Source organism: Candidatus Pandoraea novymonadis (assembly GCF_003004665.1).
In the GTDB taxonomy this organism is placed as follows: domain Bacteria; phylum Pseudomonadota; class Gammaproteobacteria; order Burkholderiales; family Burkholderiaceae; genus Pandoraea; species Pandoraea novymonadis.
The window spans coordinates 307,501-325,595 of sequence record NZ_MUHY01000001.1 but is presented as its reverse complement, the minus strand read 5'-3'; the positions used below and the strand labels follow the sequence as shown (position 1 = coordinate 325,595).

Annotated in this window: 13 protein-coding genes and 1 pseudogene; 6 read left to right on the top strand and 8 right to left on the bottom strand. The window is 41.9% G+C overall.

What is annotated here, in order from left to right; all coding sequences use genetic code 11:
- Positions 1 to 23 precede the first annotated feature (23 nt).
- The 5 genes from BZL35_RS01385 to BZL35_RS01365 form a co-directional block, all read right to left on the bottom strand.
- Positions 24 to 974 carry a glycosyltransferase gene (locus tag BZL35_RS01385; RefSeq protein WP_106182155.1) on the bottom strand — a complete coding sequence of 317 codons (951 nt, stop codon included), beginning with the start codon at positions 972 to 974 and terminating at the stop codon, positions 24 to 26.
- Positions 971 to 2,113 carry a DegT/DnrJ/EryC1/StrS family aminotransferase gene (locus tag BZL35_RS01380; protein WP_106182152.1) on the bottom strand — a complete coding sequence of 381 codons (1,143 nt, stop codon included), beginning with the start codon at positions 2,111 to 2,113 and terminating at the stop codon, positions 971 to 973. The genes BZL35_RS01385 and BZL35_RS01380 overlap by 4 nt, the downstream gene beginning before the upstream one ends.
- 86 nt (positions 2,114 to 2,199) lie before the next feature.
- Complete coding sequence (locus BZL35_RS01375) at positions 2,200 to 2,571, bottom strand: SMR family transporter (RefSeq protein ID WP_106182150.1); 372 nt, start codon at positions 2,569 to 2,571, stop codon at positions 2,200 to 2,202.
- Positions 2,572 to 2,617: 46 nt separating this feature from the next.
- The gene (locus BZL35_RS01370; RefSeq protein WP_245916317.1) at positions 2,618 to 4,306 is read right to left on the bottom strand and encodes a glycosyltransferase family 39 protein; all 1,689 of its coding nucleotides are present in this window, start codon (positions 4,304 to 4,306) and stop codon (positions 2,618 to 2,620) included.
- Complete coding sequence (locus tag BZL35_RS01365; RefSeq protein ID WP_106182148.1) at positions 4,303 to 4,689, bottom strand: Mth938-like domain-containing protein; 387 nt, start codon at positions 4,687 to 4,689, stop codon at positions 4,303 to 4,305. Before BZL35_RS01365 ends, BZL35_RS01370 begins: the two co-directional genes overlap by 4 nt.
- A gap of 926 nt (positions 4,690 to 5,615) precedes the next feature.
- Between BZL35_RS01365 and BZL35_RS01360 the strand changes: the two genes are divergently transcribed.
- The 3 genes and pseudogenes from BZL35_RS01360 to clpB all read left to right on the top strand — a co-directional run bounded on the left by BZL35_RS01360 (position 5,616) and on the right by clpB (position 11,452).
- Positions 5,616 to 6,926 carry a homoserine dehydrogenase gene (locus tag BZL35_RS01360; RefSeq protein ID WP_106182830.1) on the top strand — a complete coding sequence of 437 codons (1,311 nt, stop codon included), beginning with the start codon at positions 5,616 to 5,618 and terminating at the stop codon, positions 6,924 to 6,926.
- Between the two features lie 4 nt (positions 6,927 to 6,930).
- A pseudogene (locus tag BZL35_RS01355) lies at positions 6,931 to 8,265 on the top strand (PALP domain-containing protein).
- Between the two features lie 571 nt (positions 8,266 to 8,836).
- Positions 8,837 to 11,452 carry an ATP-dependent chaperone ClpB gene (clpB, locus tag BZL35_RS01350; protein WP_106182145.1) on the top strand — a complete coding sequence of 872 codons (2,616 nt, stop codon included), beginning with the start codon at positions 8,837 to 8,839 and terminating at the stop codon, positions 11,450 to 11,452.
- Positions 11,453 to 11,585: 133 nt separating this feature from the next.
- Here clpB and BZL35_RS01345 read toward each other — a convergent pair whose 3' ends face one another.
- Positions 11,586 to 13,274, bottom strand: a complete 1,689-nt coding sequence (locus BZL35_RS01345; protein ID WP_420837012.1) for a DEAD/DEAH box helicase — start codon at positions 13,272 to 13,274, stop codon at positions 11,586 to 11,588.
- A gap of 439 nt (positions 13,275 to 13,713) precedes the next feature.
- Between BZL35_RS01345 and tsaB the strand changes: the two genes are divergently transcribed.
- From tsaB to BZL35_RS01330, 3 genes are read left to right on the top strand one after another with little or no spacing between them, the layout of a single operon-like run.
- Positions 13,714 to 14,469: a tRNA (adenosine(37)-N6)-threonylcarbamoyltransferase complex dimerization subunit type 1 TsaB gene (gene tsaB / locus BZL35_RS01340; RefSeq protein WP_245916316.1), complete on the top strand. Its 756-nt coding sequence runs from the start codon at positions 13,714 to 13,716 to the stop codon at positions 14,467 to 14,469.
- Positions 14,469 to 14,948, top strand: coding sequence for a ribosomal protein S18-alanine N-acetyltransferase (gene rimI, locus BZL35_RS01335; RefSeq protein WP_106182143.1), 480 nt, complete (start codon positions 14,469 to 14,471; stop codon positions 14,946 to 14,948). The genes tsaB and rimI overlap by 1 nt, the downstream gene beginning before the upstream one ends.
- Entirely contained in the window at positions 14,935 to 15,786 is an 852-nt protein-coding gene (locus tag BZL35_RS01330) for a uracil-DNA glycosylase (protein WP_106182140.1), read from the top strand. The genes rimI and BZL35_RS01330 overlap by 14 nt, the downstream gene beginning before the upstream one ends.
- 170 nt (positions 15,787 to 15,956) lie before the next feature.
- Here BZL35_RS01330 and thiD read toward each other — a convergent pair whose 3' ends face one another.
- Both thiD and lplT read right to left on the bottom strand, forming a co-directional pair.
- Positions 15,957 to 16,784, bottom strand: a complete 828-nt coding sequence (gene thiD, locus BZL35_RS01325) for a bifunctional hydroxymethylpyrimidine kinase/phosphomethylpyrimidine kinase (RefSeq protein WP_106182138.1) — start codon at positions 16,782 to 16,784, stop codon at positions 15,957 to 15,959.
- A gap of 1 nt (position 16,785) precedes the next feature.
- The gene (gene lplT, locus BZL35_RS01320; protein ID WP_106182136.1) at positions 16,786 to 18,078 is read right to left on the bottom strand and encodes a lysophospholipid transporter LplT; all 1,293 of its coding nucleotides are present in this window, start codon (positions 18,076 to 18,078) and stop codon (positions 16,786 to 16,788) included.
- Between the last annotated feature and the right edge of the window lie 17 nt (positions 18,079 to 18,095).

Genomic DNA, 18,095 nt, shown 5'->3' with positions numbered 1-18,095 from the left:
GGATTAGCTGAGGACAGCCTTTGCTAAGCTGTATGCGTATCATGTTCTTCAAGCAATCCTTGAACCAAATATCGTGGGCGCTCACGTACTTGCTGATGGATACGACCGATGTATTCACCGAGCAATCCAATACCAAATAGAATGACACCTAACATGCAGAAAATAAGAGCAAAGAGCGTAAAAACTCCTTCGACTTCTGCTCCCAGCAAAAAGCGCCGTGTAATTAACATTAAGAATAGGATGCCGGATCCAATTGATAGGGTGATACCTATTCCTGATAGCCATTGTAATGGCACGAGTGAAAATCCTGTAATAAGATCAAAATTCAAACGAATTAGACTGTATATTGAATACTTGGATTCTCCAGCGAAGCGTTCTTCGTGATCCACATTAATTTCCACGGGTTTTTGTGCGAATGTGTAGGCAAGCGCAGGAATAAAGGTATTGATTTCTCGGCATTGGTTGATCGTATCAATAATATGACGACTGTAGCCTCGGAGCATGCAACCCTGATCAGTTATTTGAATATGTGTTATGTGTTCACGTAACCGATTCATCATGCGTGAAGCATGACGGCGGAACCAAGTGTCTTGTCGATGTATCCGAACCGTGCCAACATAATCGTGACCAGCCGCAAGTTTTTCAACAACTTTACTGATTTCTTCTGGTGGATTTTGTAAATCTGCATCCAGTGTAATAATCCATTCACCACGGGTATGTTCAAAGCCCGCAATAATTGCCATATGCTGACCATAGTTACCATTGAACAATAAAACACGCGTTACGTCTGGGCGCATGTGGAACTGCTGAGTTAGTATTGCTCCAGAACGATCGTGACTGCCATCGTTTACGAAAACGATCTCGTAGGACATTCCTAATTTATCTATGGAAGGATAGAGTCGTGAGAATAGAGCGTTCAGTCCTTCTTCTTCGTTGTAGACAGGGATAACAATAGAGAGTTGTAGTCGTTTCATTTTGTAAATTGAGCACAAATCGTATTGACAGCTTCGCATACACGTGACACATCTTGATCTTCCATGCTCGGAAATAGCGGCAGTGTGACAGTGTTGCGGCCTATACGTTCCGCATGTGGAAATTGACCGTTTTTAAAACCTAGTTTACGGTATAAAGTAAACAAGTGAATAACCGGATAGTGAACTCCACTTCCAATACCAAACTCCTTAAGTTTTGCCATAAAACCGGCTCGATCAAGGGACAAACGGTTTTCTGGCAAAACTATTTGGAACATGTGCCAATTCGTGTTAGTGAAGTTTGCAATCGGTAGCTCAACACCGATTTTTACTGCTTCTTTTTTTTCAAAACCATCAAAATAAAGCTGTGCTAGGGCATGGCGACGGCGATTAAAATTTTCTAGATGAGCTATTTGTCCTAGACCAACGCTAGCAGCAACAGCTGTCAAATTATACTTGCCACCGAGCACATCAACATCCATGGTATCGAATCCAGTTCGAGTAAGACCTTGTAGCCGATATTTTTCTGCGAGATGAACTTCATCTTTTGTATTCAAAACAAGAGCGCCACCTTCAATAGATGTCAGATTCTTATTAGCATGAAAACTGAATGAGACAAGATCGCCAATCGAACCAATGCGATGGCCTCGCCAGGTCGAGCCCATGGCTTGTGCGGCGTCTTCCACAACGCGCAGGTTATAGTGTTTAGCTATACTATATAGTCGGTCCATGTTGACCGGTAAACCTGCTAGATAAACGGGTAGAATAACGCGAGTTTTCGGCGTGATAGCTTTCTCGATAAGCTCGAGATTGAAATTTCGAGTAACAGGATCAACATCAATAAATACTGGTTTCGCACCGACCTCTAGAATCACATTGGATGTTGCTACCCATGATAGTGGGGTAGTGATCACCTCGTCTCCAGCTTGAACACCGGCAATACGTAAGGCAACTTCTAATGTGGCAGAGCCAGAATTGAATACGCGTACGTGCCGCCCACCGAAAAATTGAGAAAGTGCTTGTTCAAATTCCTGCACTTCCTGTCCGGACGTGATCCAACCTGAGCGAAGTACATTGACAACACGAGCGATAGTTGCATCATCAATGGATGGTCGCGTAAATGGTAGGAACGGTTGCATCATGATGAAATCGATTTTGGGGATAAAATGGACAGCAAAAGATATGATTTCACGTCGTTTTTGGAGTGTGCACTAACCCTATAGGTTTTTTAACTGAGTATCAATAGATAGACACCGACGAGGATAATGCCCATGGCTACTAGACGTTGCACCGATAATATTTCCCCAAATAGATACCATGCCGCAAAAGCGTTGAAGATATAACCGATCGACAGAATTGGATAGGCAATTGAAACAGGTACGCGGGAAAGTACAAAAATCCAGATAATAAGACTGATTGCATAGCAAAAAATTCCGCCGATAATAGGTATTTGTGTGGCGATTTTAATAGTTATTGGGAGAATGTTGGTGCTCGTAAATTCAATCTTGCCAATCACCTGAGCACCTGCTTTGAGCAGTAATTGAGCGCTTGCATTGAGAAAAACACCGATCAAGACAAGCAAAAATATCCTCAGACTCATGGTGGATTATCAAATTTAGTTAATAAATGAATTCCGCGATAAACTTTTAAGGCTTTGTAATAATTATTCGCCTGGCATCTTGGGCAACAATCCGCATTGGCAAATCAACTACCTTGAGCTTTGGGAATATGTTTGGATTAACCAGTGCTAGTGCTTTGGGGTTATCTCTCCAGACTTGATAGAAAGAGTCAAGTGTCGGTACCCATTTCTCTGGCTCTTGGCTGATACCAAATGCCAATTCGTCAGGATTTTGGACCATAATCATTGGCTGCTGAAGGTAGTATGGCATTGTGTGATCAATCATGCCGATTGAGTAAAATGGGGTGTTGGGACCGAGTTTCTCCATTTCCTTTTTCACATCAGGTACTAACAGAATACCAGAACTATGACGACCAAATGCTTCGTGCCCAAGATGGGCAATCATCATTAGACAAAACATACCTCCAGCAAATGCTATGATGGCCTGCTTAGCGCTATGTTTTACTAATCGCCACGCGATAAACATACCAATAAGACCGGTGGCATAAGACACCATCAACCAACATTTGAAATCAGTATACGCTTCGATCGTATTACGCACATCTGCTTGCCCATCGATCAAGATGGGTGTTAGGACGGCTGCTCCTGCAAGTAATAAGGCGTATCCCGCAATATCTCGTCGGAAACGTTCTTTAGTAATTCGAGATAGATACAAACCTAACAGAATGGCGACGGCCGGTGCAATCGGCAAGAGGTATGAAATTAGCTTCGAATGCGAATAGCTGAAGAATAGAAAGATAAAGACAATCCATACCCAAATCAAAGTAATTGGAGAAAATCCATTTTTTTGGCATGGATTTTTCAGCGTGATTTTCACAGTTTGAGGCAGAATCGACAACCACGGTAAAAAGCCGACCAGAAAAACAGGTACGAAATACCACATCTTGCCTTCACGATTATGTCCATTACTTAGAAAACGTTTGAAGTGTTCATTGATAAAGAAAAAATCGAAGAACTCCGGATTATTCAATTGAATCAGGATAAACCATGGTGCGGTGATGATAAAAAATATAACCAAACCGCTACCGAAATAGAGGCGTTTCCATAGTGTCCAATCGCGTGTAAATAATGTATAAATAACGAGCACAGCACCTGGTAAGCAAAGACCAATCAAGCCTTTACTTAAAACTGCTAAACCCATACTTGCCCAACATAACCACATCCACTGGCGCAATAGACGCTTCGGTAAATTTTGTCGTTGTGCAAGTAACAAACTACACAACGTAAGGGTCATCATGAATGATAGCCCCATATCAAGTACGTTGAAGTGACCAAGAAGAGCCCAGAGTGGGGCACTACCGAGTGCGACAGCGGACATTAATCCGACTCTGTCGTTGAAGACATGACGGCCAGTGTAACCAACCATTAGAATGCCAGAAAATCCTGTTAGAGATGTCCAAAAACGAGCTTGCCATTCACCAATACCGAAAAACATAAATGTCAATGCATTCATCCACATTTGTAGAGGAGGTTTCTCGAAATACTTATAGTTGTTATAACGGATAGTGATCCAATCACCAGACGTCACTATTTCACGCGCTATTTCGGCATAACGACCTTCATCGCTCGATATTAAGTGGCGATAATCCAGGACACCGAACCACAGCAGTGAAAATGTGATTATTAAAAACCTAAAACTGGTATTAGACAGGGAATACGAATAAAGTGACCTATGTTGGATACCTAGCTTACTCACGTGGTAGTCTCACTTTCAATCAGTAAGGCCAATACGACCTTACGGCCTTCAGCCATCAAAATATTGTAGGTCCGACATGCCGCTTGAAAATTCATAGCTTCGACACCGATCTGTAACTCAGCTAAAGATGCGGTAAGACGTGGATTCTGCAAACGTAAGCGCTTACCGCTGCCGAAAATAACAACCTCAGGTGATAGCGAAATGAGCGATTCAAAATGTTCTGGCAACAGTGCGTCAAAATGGCTCACAGACCAATTCCGAACATCACCATCAGGAAAAACAATAACGCTATGCATATAGCAGACTTTATTGATTTCAACATGATTATCGCCGTAACCGGTAATAGTATTCAATGTCTGTAAAGGATCTTGATAAAATTTCACTTTTTTGGATCTTCCACTGTCCAATCGAATAGAATGATTCTCGAAAGAATATGGCTAATTGATTAGTATTGCACCAAGAAATCGCTAATGAGGCATTGTCATTGCTGAAGTCTATCAACAATGTTTAAATTATATCTTTTCCAATTCATTTATATATATCAAAAATGAGCACGATACATCCTTATGAATTGAGATTTTCATGAATGGACATGGTCTTTGCTCTCTCCGCGCATGACGGTATCCCAAATCACAGAAGAAGTTATGACATTCGTTTTTTATATGTGATCCGAAACCTACAAAAATTGTAGCTTTATATTGTGAACATACTTGTCAAGAATATTGTCCATTTTGTTTGTAAAAAAAATTTACAAAGTCTATACGAATGAAATATAGGATAAGATCCTCTATGATATGGTTGCTCGTTTATGGTTATGTTCGTTCATGATAGAGGTGTTTGCGGATATTTTCATGTTTGAAAAATTCTCATAATCTGTTAACAGATTATCCATCGTAAAGATGAAGATCTTTATCTCGGTGCGTTTTTACTTAAAATCTATTCACGAATACCTCTGTTTAGAGGAGCTCATAAGCCTGATGTGATTAATATTCACATTAGTCTAAATTTCCATTTAGACGTGTTTTAAGAACGCTAAAACCAGTAATAATAATCAAGGCCTCAATTTGTCTATCCACTTTTTTCGATGAGAAAATGGAATAAATTTTTTCTGGTCCACGAAAATTATTTAAATTTTCTAGATTTTAATCATTTCTATATTTTTATTTTTAACACTATAAAATAGCTTTATAAGCTGACTTCATCTGCATTATCTGTTTAATTGGAGGCTATGGCTGTTGGTAAAATAAGCGAAGGATCAGTCTATTATGACAAACCTTCAAAAATTAATAATTTTTTGAGTAGAAAACGCATGAAACCGATTAAAGTTGGCTTGCTTGGCCTCGGCACCGTAGGTTACGGTGCCTTTCGAGTATTGGCTCGTAATCAAGAAGAAATCCAGCGCCGTGCAGGTCGTTGCATTGATGTGACGAAGGTGGCTGTTCGCAATGTTGAACGAGCAGGTAAACTTGTGGATGGCGTTTGCGAGGTAACAGATAATCCGTTAAACGTAGTGATGGATCCGGAGATCGATATAGTAGTGGAGACTATTGGTGGTGATGACCCAACTCTGGAGCTAGTGTTAAAAGCAATTGATAATGGTAAACATGTCGTGACAGCGAATAAAGCTCTGTTAGCTGTTCACGGTAACGAAATTTTCACAGCCGCCAGAAAAGCCAACGTCATGGTAGCATTTGAGGCTGCAGTAGCTGGCGGTATTCCCATAATTAAAGCTCTGCGTGAGGGACTCACTGCTAATAGAATCCAATGGATCGCTGGTATCATTAATGGTACCACTAATTTCATTCTGTCAGAAATGCGTGAAAAGGGTCTTGATTTTGACGTTGCATTGCAAGATGCGCAACGTCTTGGTTATGCTGAAGCCGACCCTACTTTTGACATTGAAGGAGTCGATGCAGCGCATAAAGCTACTATTATGAGCGCAATTGCATTTGGTGTGCCAGTGCAGTTCAATAAAGCTTATGTTGAAGGAATTTCCAAACTCTCCTCCATCGATATTAAATATGCGGAAGAGCTTGGTTATAGGATCAAGCTTCTTGGTATCACACGCCGTACGGATATAGGTATTGAGCTACGTGTGCACCCAACCTTGATTCTCGCAAAACGGCTAATTGCAAACGTAGAAGGTGTAATGAATGCGGTTTTAGTACATGGTGATGCTGTGGGTGCCACAATGTATTACGGTAAAGGGGCAGGTGCTGAACCGACGGCTTCAGCCGTGATTGCTGATATTGTCGATATAACTCGTTTGCATACCGCTGACCAAGAAAATCGAGTACCTTATCTAGCATTCCAACATGACGCATTGTCGAGCATGCCGGTTTTGCCAATTGAGCAAATCAGAACTAGCTACTATCTGCGATTACGAGTAGCTGATCAAACAGGAGTTCTAGCTGAAATCACACGAATTTTGGCTAATCAAAACATCTCCATTGATGCCTTATTACAAAAAGAATCACGCGAAGGAGAACCACAGACTGACATTATTATTTTGACGCATGAAACACAGGAAAAATTTATCAACTCAGCAATTTCGTGCATTGAGGCTCTAGATACGGTATTCTCTCAAGTAACTCGTATCCGAATGGAAACACTCAGTTAAAGCCATGGAATATATATCTACCCGTGGCATGGGTTCATTCACAGGCGCGCCAAAATTATTTTTAAGCGTTTTGTTGAGTGGCCTAGCGCCATATGGTGGACTTTATCTCCTGACAGTGTACCCTCTCACTCAAGTAACGAAAACTGAGCTAGAGAGATGGCGTACGCTTTCATATACTGATTTAGCAGACGAAGTAATAGGTAAATCATTGATGATTTACCTATCGATCTTCTACTTTATTTGACGCGCCTTACATATACTGCTGAAGTATATAAGAATGTTAGGCCATATGAGAAAGATGAGGACATTACGTCACTTGTTCCCCTTGGAGAGGAGAATGGTGTCCCAATATCATTGCTAGCATTGTCTAATAGTCCGACTCTTGCATTTAAAGATATCGCCATGCAATTGTTAGGCAATTATTTGAATATACGTTGACTCGTTATAACGAGTTACTAAACATTCTTTGTGCGACCTCCGGAGAAACTGGAAGTGCTGCTGAATAGGCAATGCGAGGAAAATCAGGTATTCGAATTTTCATGCTTATAAAGCAAAACATAAAATTAGAACTGTCAATTCGATTAATTGGGCACGTATTGCCGCACAAGTTGTTTATTATTTTAAGGGGTATTTTTTCGCTACTGGCGGAGATATGGGGGTTGACAGTGAAATTTTTTTACAATCCCTTCCGGAAATTTCGGTAATGTTTGTGCATGTCATATTGCACGTACGACTAGCTTACCTATAGGTAAGCTAGTCGTGGCAACAAATGAGAACGATGTTCTCGATGAATTTTTCCGAATAGGTCGCTACCGAGTGCGCAAGCATAACAAGACGTATCACACCAGAAGCCGGAGCATGGATATTTCTAAAGCATCAAACTTTGAGAGGTTTTTATTTGATTTTCTAGGGCGCGATGCAAAACGTACTTCGGCACTGTTCTACGCGATAGAAACGCAAGGAGAGATTGATCTGTCACGAACGGACGATTTTTCACGGGTAGAGCCGAGTTTAGCCTCGTATCGGGACGCAGCACTCACGTGATCGTATAGCTACGATTCATGATATTGCTGAACGTTAGAAATTTTGATCGACACACAGGCAGCAGATGGTGTGAAAGTGGCTCGTGAAGCCGTTGAGTGAGAAGGGTGTTCCGATGGTAGTGTTGGAAACGGCGCAGCCGATCAAATTTTCAGCAACCCTTCGTGAAGCGTTGGGACATGAGCCCTCGTTTCCAATAGGTTTTGAGGAGATAGAAACTCTACCTCAACGTTTTCACATAGTCGCAGCCGGTGTAGAACGTGTCAAAACGTATATTGTAAATCATACAGGTCTATAATTTTTTCTCTTAAATCTGCTGCTATATTCGATATCTCCTCTGCCTCAGGAGAGTTCACTAAAAAATTAACCAACATTGATTGAGTTGTAATACCTAGTATTTTTATTCATTGCGAGTTACTCGCATAATATGTGGATCGTATCAAACTTCACCATAAATACATAAAAAATTTTTGACTTTTATCCAGAATTTTTATTGTTAAGTTCTGCAGTTTGGACAACTTGCACGATATCGGTTCTATTGCTTCTATGTCCTATCATTTATGTATTTAAATACATAAAGCAATAATCGAATAAACCTGTAAATATTTTGTGAAATCTAAGGATTTCATGATTTATCCATGTATTAGTAGCCTGTAATTTCTGTACGTTCTATAACCCTTTGCGAGAAAGGCTTTATAACTTTATCAATTAGTAATAGATTTAGTAAATAATTTTTTCAAACCAATTGGGAATATACGTCAATTGCTCATTTTTTATTAGCATCCGTTGTATTTTTTCTATAGGCCCTTGAAATGTAACAGCAATATCTGCACCTCTAATTAAGAAATTTCTTCTTAATGGAGATTCTGATGCGACAAGACAAGTTCACCACACAATTTCTAGATGCCTTAGCTGATGCCCAGAGTTTAGTTGTTGAGCATGACCAGCAATATATGGAAGCATCTCATTTACTATTAGCATTTCTATCGCAGAAAGAAAGCGCAGCCAAATCCCTACTGGAACGTGCTGGCGTTCAGGTAGTGCCCTTGATAAAGGATCTTAATTCCGCGATTGAACATTTCCCAAAAGTACAAGGCACGGATGGGAATGTACAGTTCGGACACCAGCTCGTAGGTCTTCTCAATCAAGCTGAAAAAGAAACGAAAAAAAAGGGTGCCAATTACATCGCTAGTGAAATGTTTCTCCTTGTGGTTTCTGATGACAAAGGAGATGCGGGACGTTTAGCACGTGCACGAGGATTGACACGTAAGGCATTGGAATTGGCAATTGAAGCAACTTACGGTCGACAGTCGACAGTCGATAGTCAAGATGCTGAAAATCAACGCGGTGCTCTAAAGAAATTTACTCTTGATTTAACTGACCGTGCTCGCCTAGGTAAGCTCGATCCAGTAATTGGAAGAGATGATGAAATTCGTCGTACGATTCAGATATTACAACGTCGAACGAAAAACAATCCGGTGTTAATCGGTGAACCTGGGGTTGGAAAAACAGCCATAGCGGAAGGATTGGCACAACGTATCATCAACGGTGAAGTGCCGGAATCACTTAAAAATAAGCGTGTACTTATACTCGATATAGCGGGGCTGCTCGCCGGAGCAAAGTTTCGTGGAGAATTCGAAGAACGTCTTAAAGCTGTACTTAACGACCTTGCGAGTGAGGAAGGTCGTACTATCGTGTTTATCGATGAAATCCATACAATGGTGGGTGCAGGCAAAGCTGAAGGCGCAATGGATGCGGGTAATATGCTAAAACCAGCGCTTGCGCGAGGTGAACTGCATTGTATTGGAGCAACTACGCTTGATGAGTATCGAAAATATATTGAGAAAGATGCTGCCTTAGAACGACGTTTTCAAAAAGTGCTAGTTGATGAGCCAAGTGTTGAGGCTACTATCGCTATTTTACGTGGTTTACAAGAAAAATATGAACTTCACCATGGTGTAGAAATTACAGACCCAGCAATAGTTGCTGCTGCTGAGTTGAGTTATCGATATATCACGGATCGCTTTTTACCGGATAAAGCAATTGATTTGATCGATGAGGCTGCTTCAAAGATCAAAATGGAAATTGACTCCAAACCAGAAGTAATGGACAAGCTTGATCGTCGAATAATTCAGCTAAAGATTGAGCGTGAAGCGATGAAAAAGGAAACGGACGAAGCTTCTAAAAAACGGCTAGCCTTAATCGAGGAAGAAATCTTACATCTTGAACACGATTATGCTGATCTAGAAGAAATTTGGATTAAAGAGAAGTCTGCTGTGCAAGGTGGTTTACAAGTGAAGGAAGAGATTGACAAGATTCGCGCAGAGATTGTGTATTGGCAACGAGAAGGAAAGCTTGATAAAGTGGCTGAATTACAGTACGGGAAATTACCGCAACTGGAAGGACGTTTGCGCGATGCTGCGCAGTCTGAAGCTTTAGATAGACAACAAACCAGGCCTCGTTTATTGCGTACACAGGTCGGGGCGGAAGAAATTGCTGAAGTTGTTTCACGCGCCACCGGAATTCCTTTAGCAAAAATAACACAAGGAGAACGAGAAAAACTATTACATATGGAGAATAAATTGCACCAGCGAGTGGTAGGTCAAGATGAGGCTATTGTTGCAGTGTCAGATGCAATCCGTCGCTCGCGTGCTGGACTTTCCGATCCTAATCGCCCATACGGTTCTTTTCTATTCTTAGGCCCAACTGGTGTTGGTAAAACAGAGTTATGTAAGGCCTTGGCAAATTTTATGTTCGATTCTGAGGATCATCTGATCCGAATTGACATGAGTGAATATATGGAGAAGCATAGTGTATCTCGCTTGATTGGTGCACCACCAGGCTATGTTGGATATGAAGAAGGCGGGTATCTGACCGAAGCAGTGCGCCGAAAACCGTACAGTGTCATTCTTCTCGATGAGCTCGAAAAAGCACATCCTGATGTTTTCAACGTGTTACTACAAGTGCTCGATGACGGACGTATGACAGATGGACAGGGACGCACCATAGAATTTAAAAATACTGTGATTGTGATGACCTCGAACATTGGATCGCAATTAATTCAATCGATGGTCGATGAACATCACAATCAAATCAAAGATGCCGTTTGGATGGAAATCAAGGAGCAACTTCGTCCAGAGTTGCTAAACCGAATTGATGAAGTTGTCGTATTTCATCAACTTGATCAAAAACATATTGAATCAATCGCAAAGATTCAAATAGAACGTTTGCGAACTCGTTTATCGAAGATGGAGATGCAATTATCTGTATCGGCCGCAGCCTTGGCTCAGATCGCGAAAGATGGATTTGATCCTTTGTTTGGAGCACGTCCACTTAAGAGGACAATCCAGCAGGAAATCGAAAATCCAGTGGCTAAACTAATCCTTTCTGGGAAATTTGGTCCTAAGGAAACTGTACCTATCGATTGGCGCAATGGGCAGTTCATCTTTGACTCAATCGAGTTGAATTCTAAGTCGATTATGTAAAATCTCAGATCTTTCCTTGGAATAGGAAATGAGCTCTACATAATTTTTATGTGAAAGATGTCTGAATTACATAAAAAGGCCATGAGATGAATGTCTCATGGCCTTTTGAAAGAGTGCTACTCTACTACTAACATTAACCTCGACGATTCATTTTATGGTGATCATCACTGCGATGATGAAATGCACGATCACTACGACTACGGTTTGAGTGATTTTTATCCACTAGACAGTTGTTGCCGCCGCGATCGAAACGGTCAGTGTGGCTGCCATGGCTGAATCCTTCTCGACGCTCACTAATAGATTGAAAATCACCACTAGATTTCTGGCTACTACCAAATGGACGTTGACCATGATAGGAGTCCCCGTCGCGGCTATTTTTCCAGCGAGTGCTACTACCTGGTCCGTGTTGACGTGTACCAATGCGGCCAGCTCCACCAGATCGCTTCCCGTTATTAGACAATGACTTGGTACGTCGTCTTGGCTCAAAACCTACTATAACGTTAACTGGTAGCAGCTGACGCGTATAGCGTTCGATTCGTCGAACTACGCCAATTTCACCATGATCAGCTAGACTAATAGCAATTCCACTCCGACCAGCACGACCAGTACGGCCAATACGATGTACATAGTCTTCTGCAAATTTTGGTAGGTCGTAGTTAAATACGTGAGTGATACCCGGAATATCGATACCACGTGCGGCGACGTCCGTAGCTACGAGCACTCTTAATTTACGTTCACGCAAAGCTCGGAGTGTACGATTACGTACGCCTTGCGGCATGTCGCCATGTAATGCGGCGCTATCAAAACCAGCTTGTTCAAGCTGAATTGCAATTTGGTCCGCATCGCGTTTTGTCGACGTAAAAACTATGGCTTGATCAAGCGTATTATTTCCAAGCAAATGAGTCAGCAAGCGGTCTTTATGGGCGCGATCATCGACATAGTGAAGTATTTGTTCAATGTTTTCATTTGTACGCTTATCTGTTCGCGTGCTGATCTCGATGGTTTCCGGATCTCTTAGAAGTCGACGAGTAATTTCGCTCATTCGGCTATCGATCGTAGCCGAGAATAGCAAAGTTTGACGTGTATTTGGCGTGGTATCGACAATGGTTTGAATATCATCTATAAAACCCATATCAAGCATGCGGTCAGCTTCGTCTAGTACCAGCATCATAAGGTTTGATAAATCGATCTTGCCACTCGAAATGTGATCAAGTAAACGGCCCGGTGTGGCAACAATGATTTCTGGTTGCTTAGCTAGCATTTCCAACTGACGCGGGTAAGGCATGCCTCCCAGAATACTGACACAACGTAAACGACGTAGTTGTCGTCCATAGGTATCGGCAGCCATCGATACTTGTTGAGCTAGTTCACGTGTCGGTGTGAGTACAAGTAATAACGGTTTAGCCGCAACACGGCGCACGCGATGGCCTTTGCGTGATTTTTCACCAGACATCGCGGATCCATTTCTAGGATGATCTGGCACTGTCTTTAGTTCGCCTCGTGCTTGCATTTCTGAAAAACGCTGGATAGCTGGCAACATAAAGGCGGCTGTCTTACCTGACCCAGTCGGGCTCGAAACTAAAAGATCGCGGCCTGCGAGTGCCAAAGGAATCGCTCGTTGCTGCACAGATGTTGGATTTGTGTAACCTGCCGAATTAAGTGCAGATAGGATAGCTGTATTTATTCCCAGATCGTCGAATGTAGGTCCCATTTTCGATATAGATTCTGGAAGGATTTGATTTGTAGTGTCAGCTGCACTAGATTCTTCTTGCGATAGAAGAGACATCTGCCCAAGGGCAGACACTTTGGAAGTTAGTTCCATGATTACTCTTGCGAAATGAGGGTGATTATTAAGGCGTTGGCGCCAATCGGCGAACCCAATTCGTCGCAAGAAGGATCAAATCGATGCAAATCGCGGATGGGACGGATATGGAAAAATTTTTCCATATCCACATCGTAGACCTGGAACGCTTGCCAAATTCTAGCATTACTGAACCATAGACTATCACTGGATTGGAGCAAAACGCAGTATGGAAGCCAGGTAATATAATAAAACCAATCCTAGACCTCCGACTCTATATTCTACACGTTATTTTAAAAGATTGCACATTGGATGACATACTTGCATGTACTAGAACTTTTGGCTTATTAAGCAATTGGATATAAGGCTAAAATGTACTTCATTACTCTTTTTTTGAAAATCAGTGTTACTTGTCGAAGATATTCAATTTTTATATCTTATGAAGGTAGGGTGCATAATAATGTACGTTCCCATTAAAACTGCTATGTCACCAATCACGATTCTTGCCCTTGACACTTCCACAGAATTTTGTTCTGTTACCCTATATCGAACGTATTCCGATACTGACATGCCAAAGATTGTTGCTCGTCACCTCGATACAGGTCCTATTTCCAGTACTCATATTTTGCCTGCAGTACGTGAAGTATTAAAATTTTCAGGAATAACATTGGCTACCTGTCAGGCTATTGCATTTGGTTGTGGTCCTGGATCTTTTACAGGGTTGCGTACCGCTTGTGGTGTCGCTCAAGGCCTTGCTTTTGGTGCTAATCTGCCAGTACTTGCAATTAATACATTGATGACATGTGCAGAGTTAGTGCGCTCGCAGGAAGAATCTGCAAAGCGGGTATTGGTCGCATTAGATGCTCGAATGGATGAGGTTTATTGGGCAGATTTTGAGTGGGATGACACTATCAGAGATTGGCGTATAGTGGCAGGTCCATCACTCAATGGTGTGCAAGAAGTACCAGTTCCCGATCTACCTTTCGTACTTGCCGGTAACGCTGCAGTTGCATTTGGTGAACGATTGTCTGCTGTAACGTACGCAAAGAACCTACGCATTGACGCGATGCCGAATTCACAGGCCACTGCAATACTGGCTGCTCGGGCATTCACCCGCGGTGAAGCAATTCATGCAGAAAAAGCAATGCCTCATTATGTGCGTAACAAGGTAGCTCAAACAACAGCAGAGCGTGAGAGCACAAAGGAACGAGGTTAATGCTGAAAATTATCCAACATTATTTTTCGAAGATGCAAATAGAAGATATCGACGAAATTGTTGCAATAGAAAAAATTGCTTACAAATTTCCATGGACTTCTCATAACTTCATAAGCTCTATCGAGGCAGGACATTCTTGTATTTGTTTGCGCGATTGGAATGAAGGTTTGCTGGGTTATTTTCTGATGATGTCTGTGGTTGACGAAGCACATTTGTTAAATATGTGCATTAATCCGTCATATCAGGGCTGTGGGTTCGGTAGCATAATGCTGAATGAAATCATACGTTTAGTGAATGAAGATGGTATGAAGGGAGTACTACTTGAAGTACGTCCGTCTAATATACGCGCTTTTCATATTTATAAACGTTTCGGTTTTATAGAGATTGGTCGTCGCAAAAATTATTATTCATCAGATAATTCACGTGAGGATGCCATTGTGATGCGTTTTGCATGGGAGGGATGTTGTGCCTTGGCCTAAATTGATTTTGGATGAATTTGGTCTTTGGCCAGTGTGGATACGACGGATTACATCTACAGCGTGGGATGGAAGAACACCACATGAACTTTACAGGGACAGTCAGCTTGATTCACTTGATGGAAAGAATTCAGATTTAGCTTTGCAAGACAATTCAACAGTGATAAAAATTCCATCAGGGCAGAGAGTATTCCCACAGGAAACAAATTTAATTCATGCAGATACTTTATTGCAGCCTAGTCAAAGCATTAACATTCAAAAACAGAGGCTTGATCTACTCGACTGGGATGATTTAGCTGAGTATGTTGTCAAATGTCGTGATTGTGTACTTTGTGAAAAGAGAACTCAAACTGTATTTGGCGCGGGGGATCGAGCAGCTAATTGGCTCCTCGTGGGTGAAGCTCCAGGGCAGCAAGAGGATTTTCAAGGTGAACCATTTGTTGGGCAAGCCGGTAAATTACTTGACAATATACTACGTGCGGTTAATTTGAAACGTGATAAAAATGTCTATGTCGCAAATGTACTTAAATGCCGCCCACCTAACAATCGAAATCCTGAGCCACATGAAGTTACCAGCTGTGAACCGTACTTAAAACGCCAAGTCAGCTTGCTAAAGCCATATCTCATTGTGGTAATGGGTCGATTCGCAGCACAGAGTATTTTACGTACGAAAGGAAGTATTGCTAGCTTACGTGGACGTTTGCATTTATATGAAGGCATACCAGTAATCGTCACATATCATCCGGCATATTTATTGCGCAGTCCTTTGGATAAATCTAAAGCATGGGCAGATTGGTGTCTTGCTCGTGCTACTTACGAGTCAATCCATAAAAAAATTTAAAACAAAATACTGACTCAAGAATTTTGAGAAGCCGGTTAAACATGAACTGAATTCACTGTTTATGTCGGCATATCCCTGTTGGTTCAATAAACATTAGTTAATACTGGCGGTTGAGTCAACAGAAAGTAAAATTAAAAAATAACTGATATCGCGCAATTAAAACTAAGACTCTAATGTTTAGCTGATGGATTCCGCCAGAGCGCATAAAAATGATGTGTAGGACCAATGCCGTGTCCTACACATAGTCGACCACTTGCCGATAATGCACCATGTAAGTACTGCTTAGCATCGCGTGTGGTTATCGACAAATTCTCGCGTTGTGGTTGCAGTGCAGCAAGTGCGGCAGATAACGTACAACCGGTGCCATGTGTATGATGAACGGAAATACGTGGTGCGTTAAAGCGTTCACTCCCTGAATCGCTGATAAGCCAATCTGGGCTGTTTGCACTGGTGAGGTGGCCGCCTTTTATAAGCACATTGCGTGCACCAAGACGCCGTAATGCTTGTGCTTGCGCGATCATTTCATTTTCGTTATTCGCCTGATGTACGCCTAATAAAGCAGCGGCTTCCGGTAGATTTGGGGTTATCAAATCTGCTAGCGGCAACAGGATTTCACGCAATACCGAAAGAGAGTCTGGCAATAGCAGTGAATGTTCGCTTTTAGAGAACATGACTGTATCGAGTACGACGAAACGTGGACGATAACGGTGCAAAGCGGCTGCTACTGCATAAATAATCTCGCAGTTAGCTAGCATCCCAATTTTCACCGAATCGATATTGAGATCCTGAAACACAGCATCAAGCTGTGCTGTAATAAATGACGCTGGTGGTATATGAATTTCCATCACACCACATGTATTTTGGGCGGTTAATGCTGTGACGACAGTCGCACCATATGCGCCAAGTGCAGAAAATGTTTTAAGATCAGCCTGGATACCTGCTCCACCACCAGAATCTGAGCCAGCGATCGTTAGTACAATTGGAATATCTGATGTCATATTAGTGTTTCACCTCGCCAATCAGCGCTACGGAATCAAAAGTTCGCTGATTAGATTGATGGCGCTTCATAACGAACCACATAGTTCCAGACACAAAAAAACCAAATAATATGAGAACAACGTTAACGGATACATTAAGCCAAATAAGCAACGCATAAACGCATAGCATAAAAAGTACAGATAGATTTTCATTGAAATTCTGAACAGCGATTGAGTGTCCTGCTGAAAGTAATACGTGACCACGATGTTGTAACAAAGCATTCATTGGCACAATAAAAAATCCAGCTAGTGCACCGATCACGATTAGGAAAACATAGGCAATCATAAGGTAAAACGGTATCTTCCAGTCAGAACCGAAGCTGAACACAGACTTTGAAAAAAATGCCATACACATAACACTTAAGCCCATTGCAATACCAAGCGGTAATACCGATAGAGAGCGTTTTAGAGGAATTCTTGCAGCAGCTAACACCGCACCAATGGCGATACCCAGCGCAGATACGGCTTGTAACAGAGCACCTTCTGAAAGTGTCATATTAAGGGCTTTTTCTGCCCATTTTAGGATAATAAATTGTAAAGTTGCGCCTGCACCCCAAAATAATGTGGTAACTGCTAACGAAATTTGACCGAGCTTGTCTCGCCATAACGTGAAGAAGCATTCTGAGTAATCGATAATTAATTTGATAGGATTACGCTCCTGAGTCGCGTAACGTGCTCCAGTATCTGGAATACGAAGATTAATCAGTGCTGCTAAGAAGTAAATACCGACGATCATAATCATGGCAGCATTCGATGGAGAATTTATCGATAAATGTGTATGCGCTATGATTACCTGGGTAATTTTCGGACTGATGAACAATCCACCAAGTAAGGTGCCGAGTATAATTGAGCTTACTGTAAACCCTTCAATCCAAGCATTCGCAGCCACCAATTTTTCTGGAGGAAGTAATTCTGTCAAGATACCGTACTTAGCAGGTGAATATGCAGCGGCGCCAAAACCAACTACACCATATGCAATTAGCGGATGTGACCCTAACATCATCATGATGCATCCTCCTATCTTGATCATGTTAGTAATAAACATGACTCGGCCTTTTCTCATCGAATCAGCAAAAGCACCTACGTAGGCGGCCAGTATCACGTATGACAACACGAAGAATAACTTGAGAAGTGGTGTCATCCACTGTGGCGCATCTAAATCATTAAGAATCGCAATCGCTGCGATAAGCAGTGCATTGTCGGCCAGCGAGGAAAAAAACTGCGCGGCCATGATAGTGTAAAAACCTGTCTTCATTGGTACTTCAAGTCGAT

Excerpts from the sequence above, each read along its gene's own strand:
- BZL35_RS01385 (WP_106182155.1), bottom strand. The coding sequence starts at position 974 with ATGAAACGACTACAACTCTCTATTGTTATCCCTGTCTACAACGAAGAA.
- BZL35_RS01380 (WP_106182152.1), bottom strand. The coding sequence starts at position 2,113 with ATGATGCAACCGTTCCTACCATTTACGCGACCATCCATTGATGATGCA.
- BZL35_RS01375 (WP_106182150.1), bottom strand. The coding sequence starts at position 2,571 with ATGAGTCTGAGGATATTTTTGCTTGTCTTGATCGGTGTTTTTCTCAAT.
- BZL35_RS01360 (WP_106182830.1), top strand. The coding sequence starts at position 5,616 with ATGAAACCGATTAAAGTTGGCTTGCTTGGCCTCGGCACCGTAGGTTAC.
- clpB (WP_106182145.1), top strand. The coding sequence starts at position 8,837 with ATGCGACAAGACAAGTTCACCACACAATTTCTAGATGCCTTAGCTGAT.
- BZL35_RS01345 (WP_420837012.1), bottom strand. The coding sequence starts at position 13,274 with ATGGAACTAACTTCCAAAGTGTCTGCCCTTGGGCAGATGTCTCTTCTA.
- tsaB (WP_245916316.1), top strand. The coding sequence starts at position 13,714 with ATGTACGTTCCCATTAAAACTGCTATGTCACCAATCACGATTCTTGCC.
- rimI (WP_106182143.1), top strand. The coding sequence starts at position 14,469 with ATGCTGAAAATTATCCAACATTATTTTTCGAAGATGCAAATAGAAGAT.
- thiD (WP_106182138.1), bottom strand. The coding sequence starts at position 16,784 with ATGACATCAGATATTCCAATTGTACTAACGATCGCTGGCTCAGATTCT.
- lplT (WP_106182136.1), bottom strand. The coding sequence starts at position 18,078 with ATGAAGACAGGTTTTTACACTATCATGGCCGCGCAGTTTTTTTCCTCG.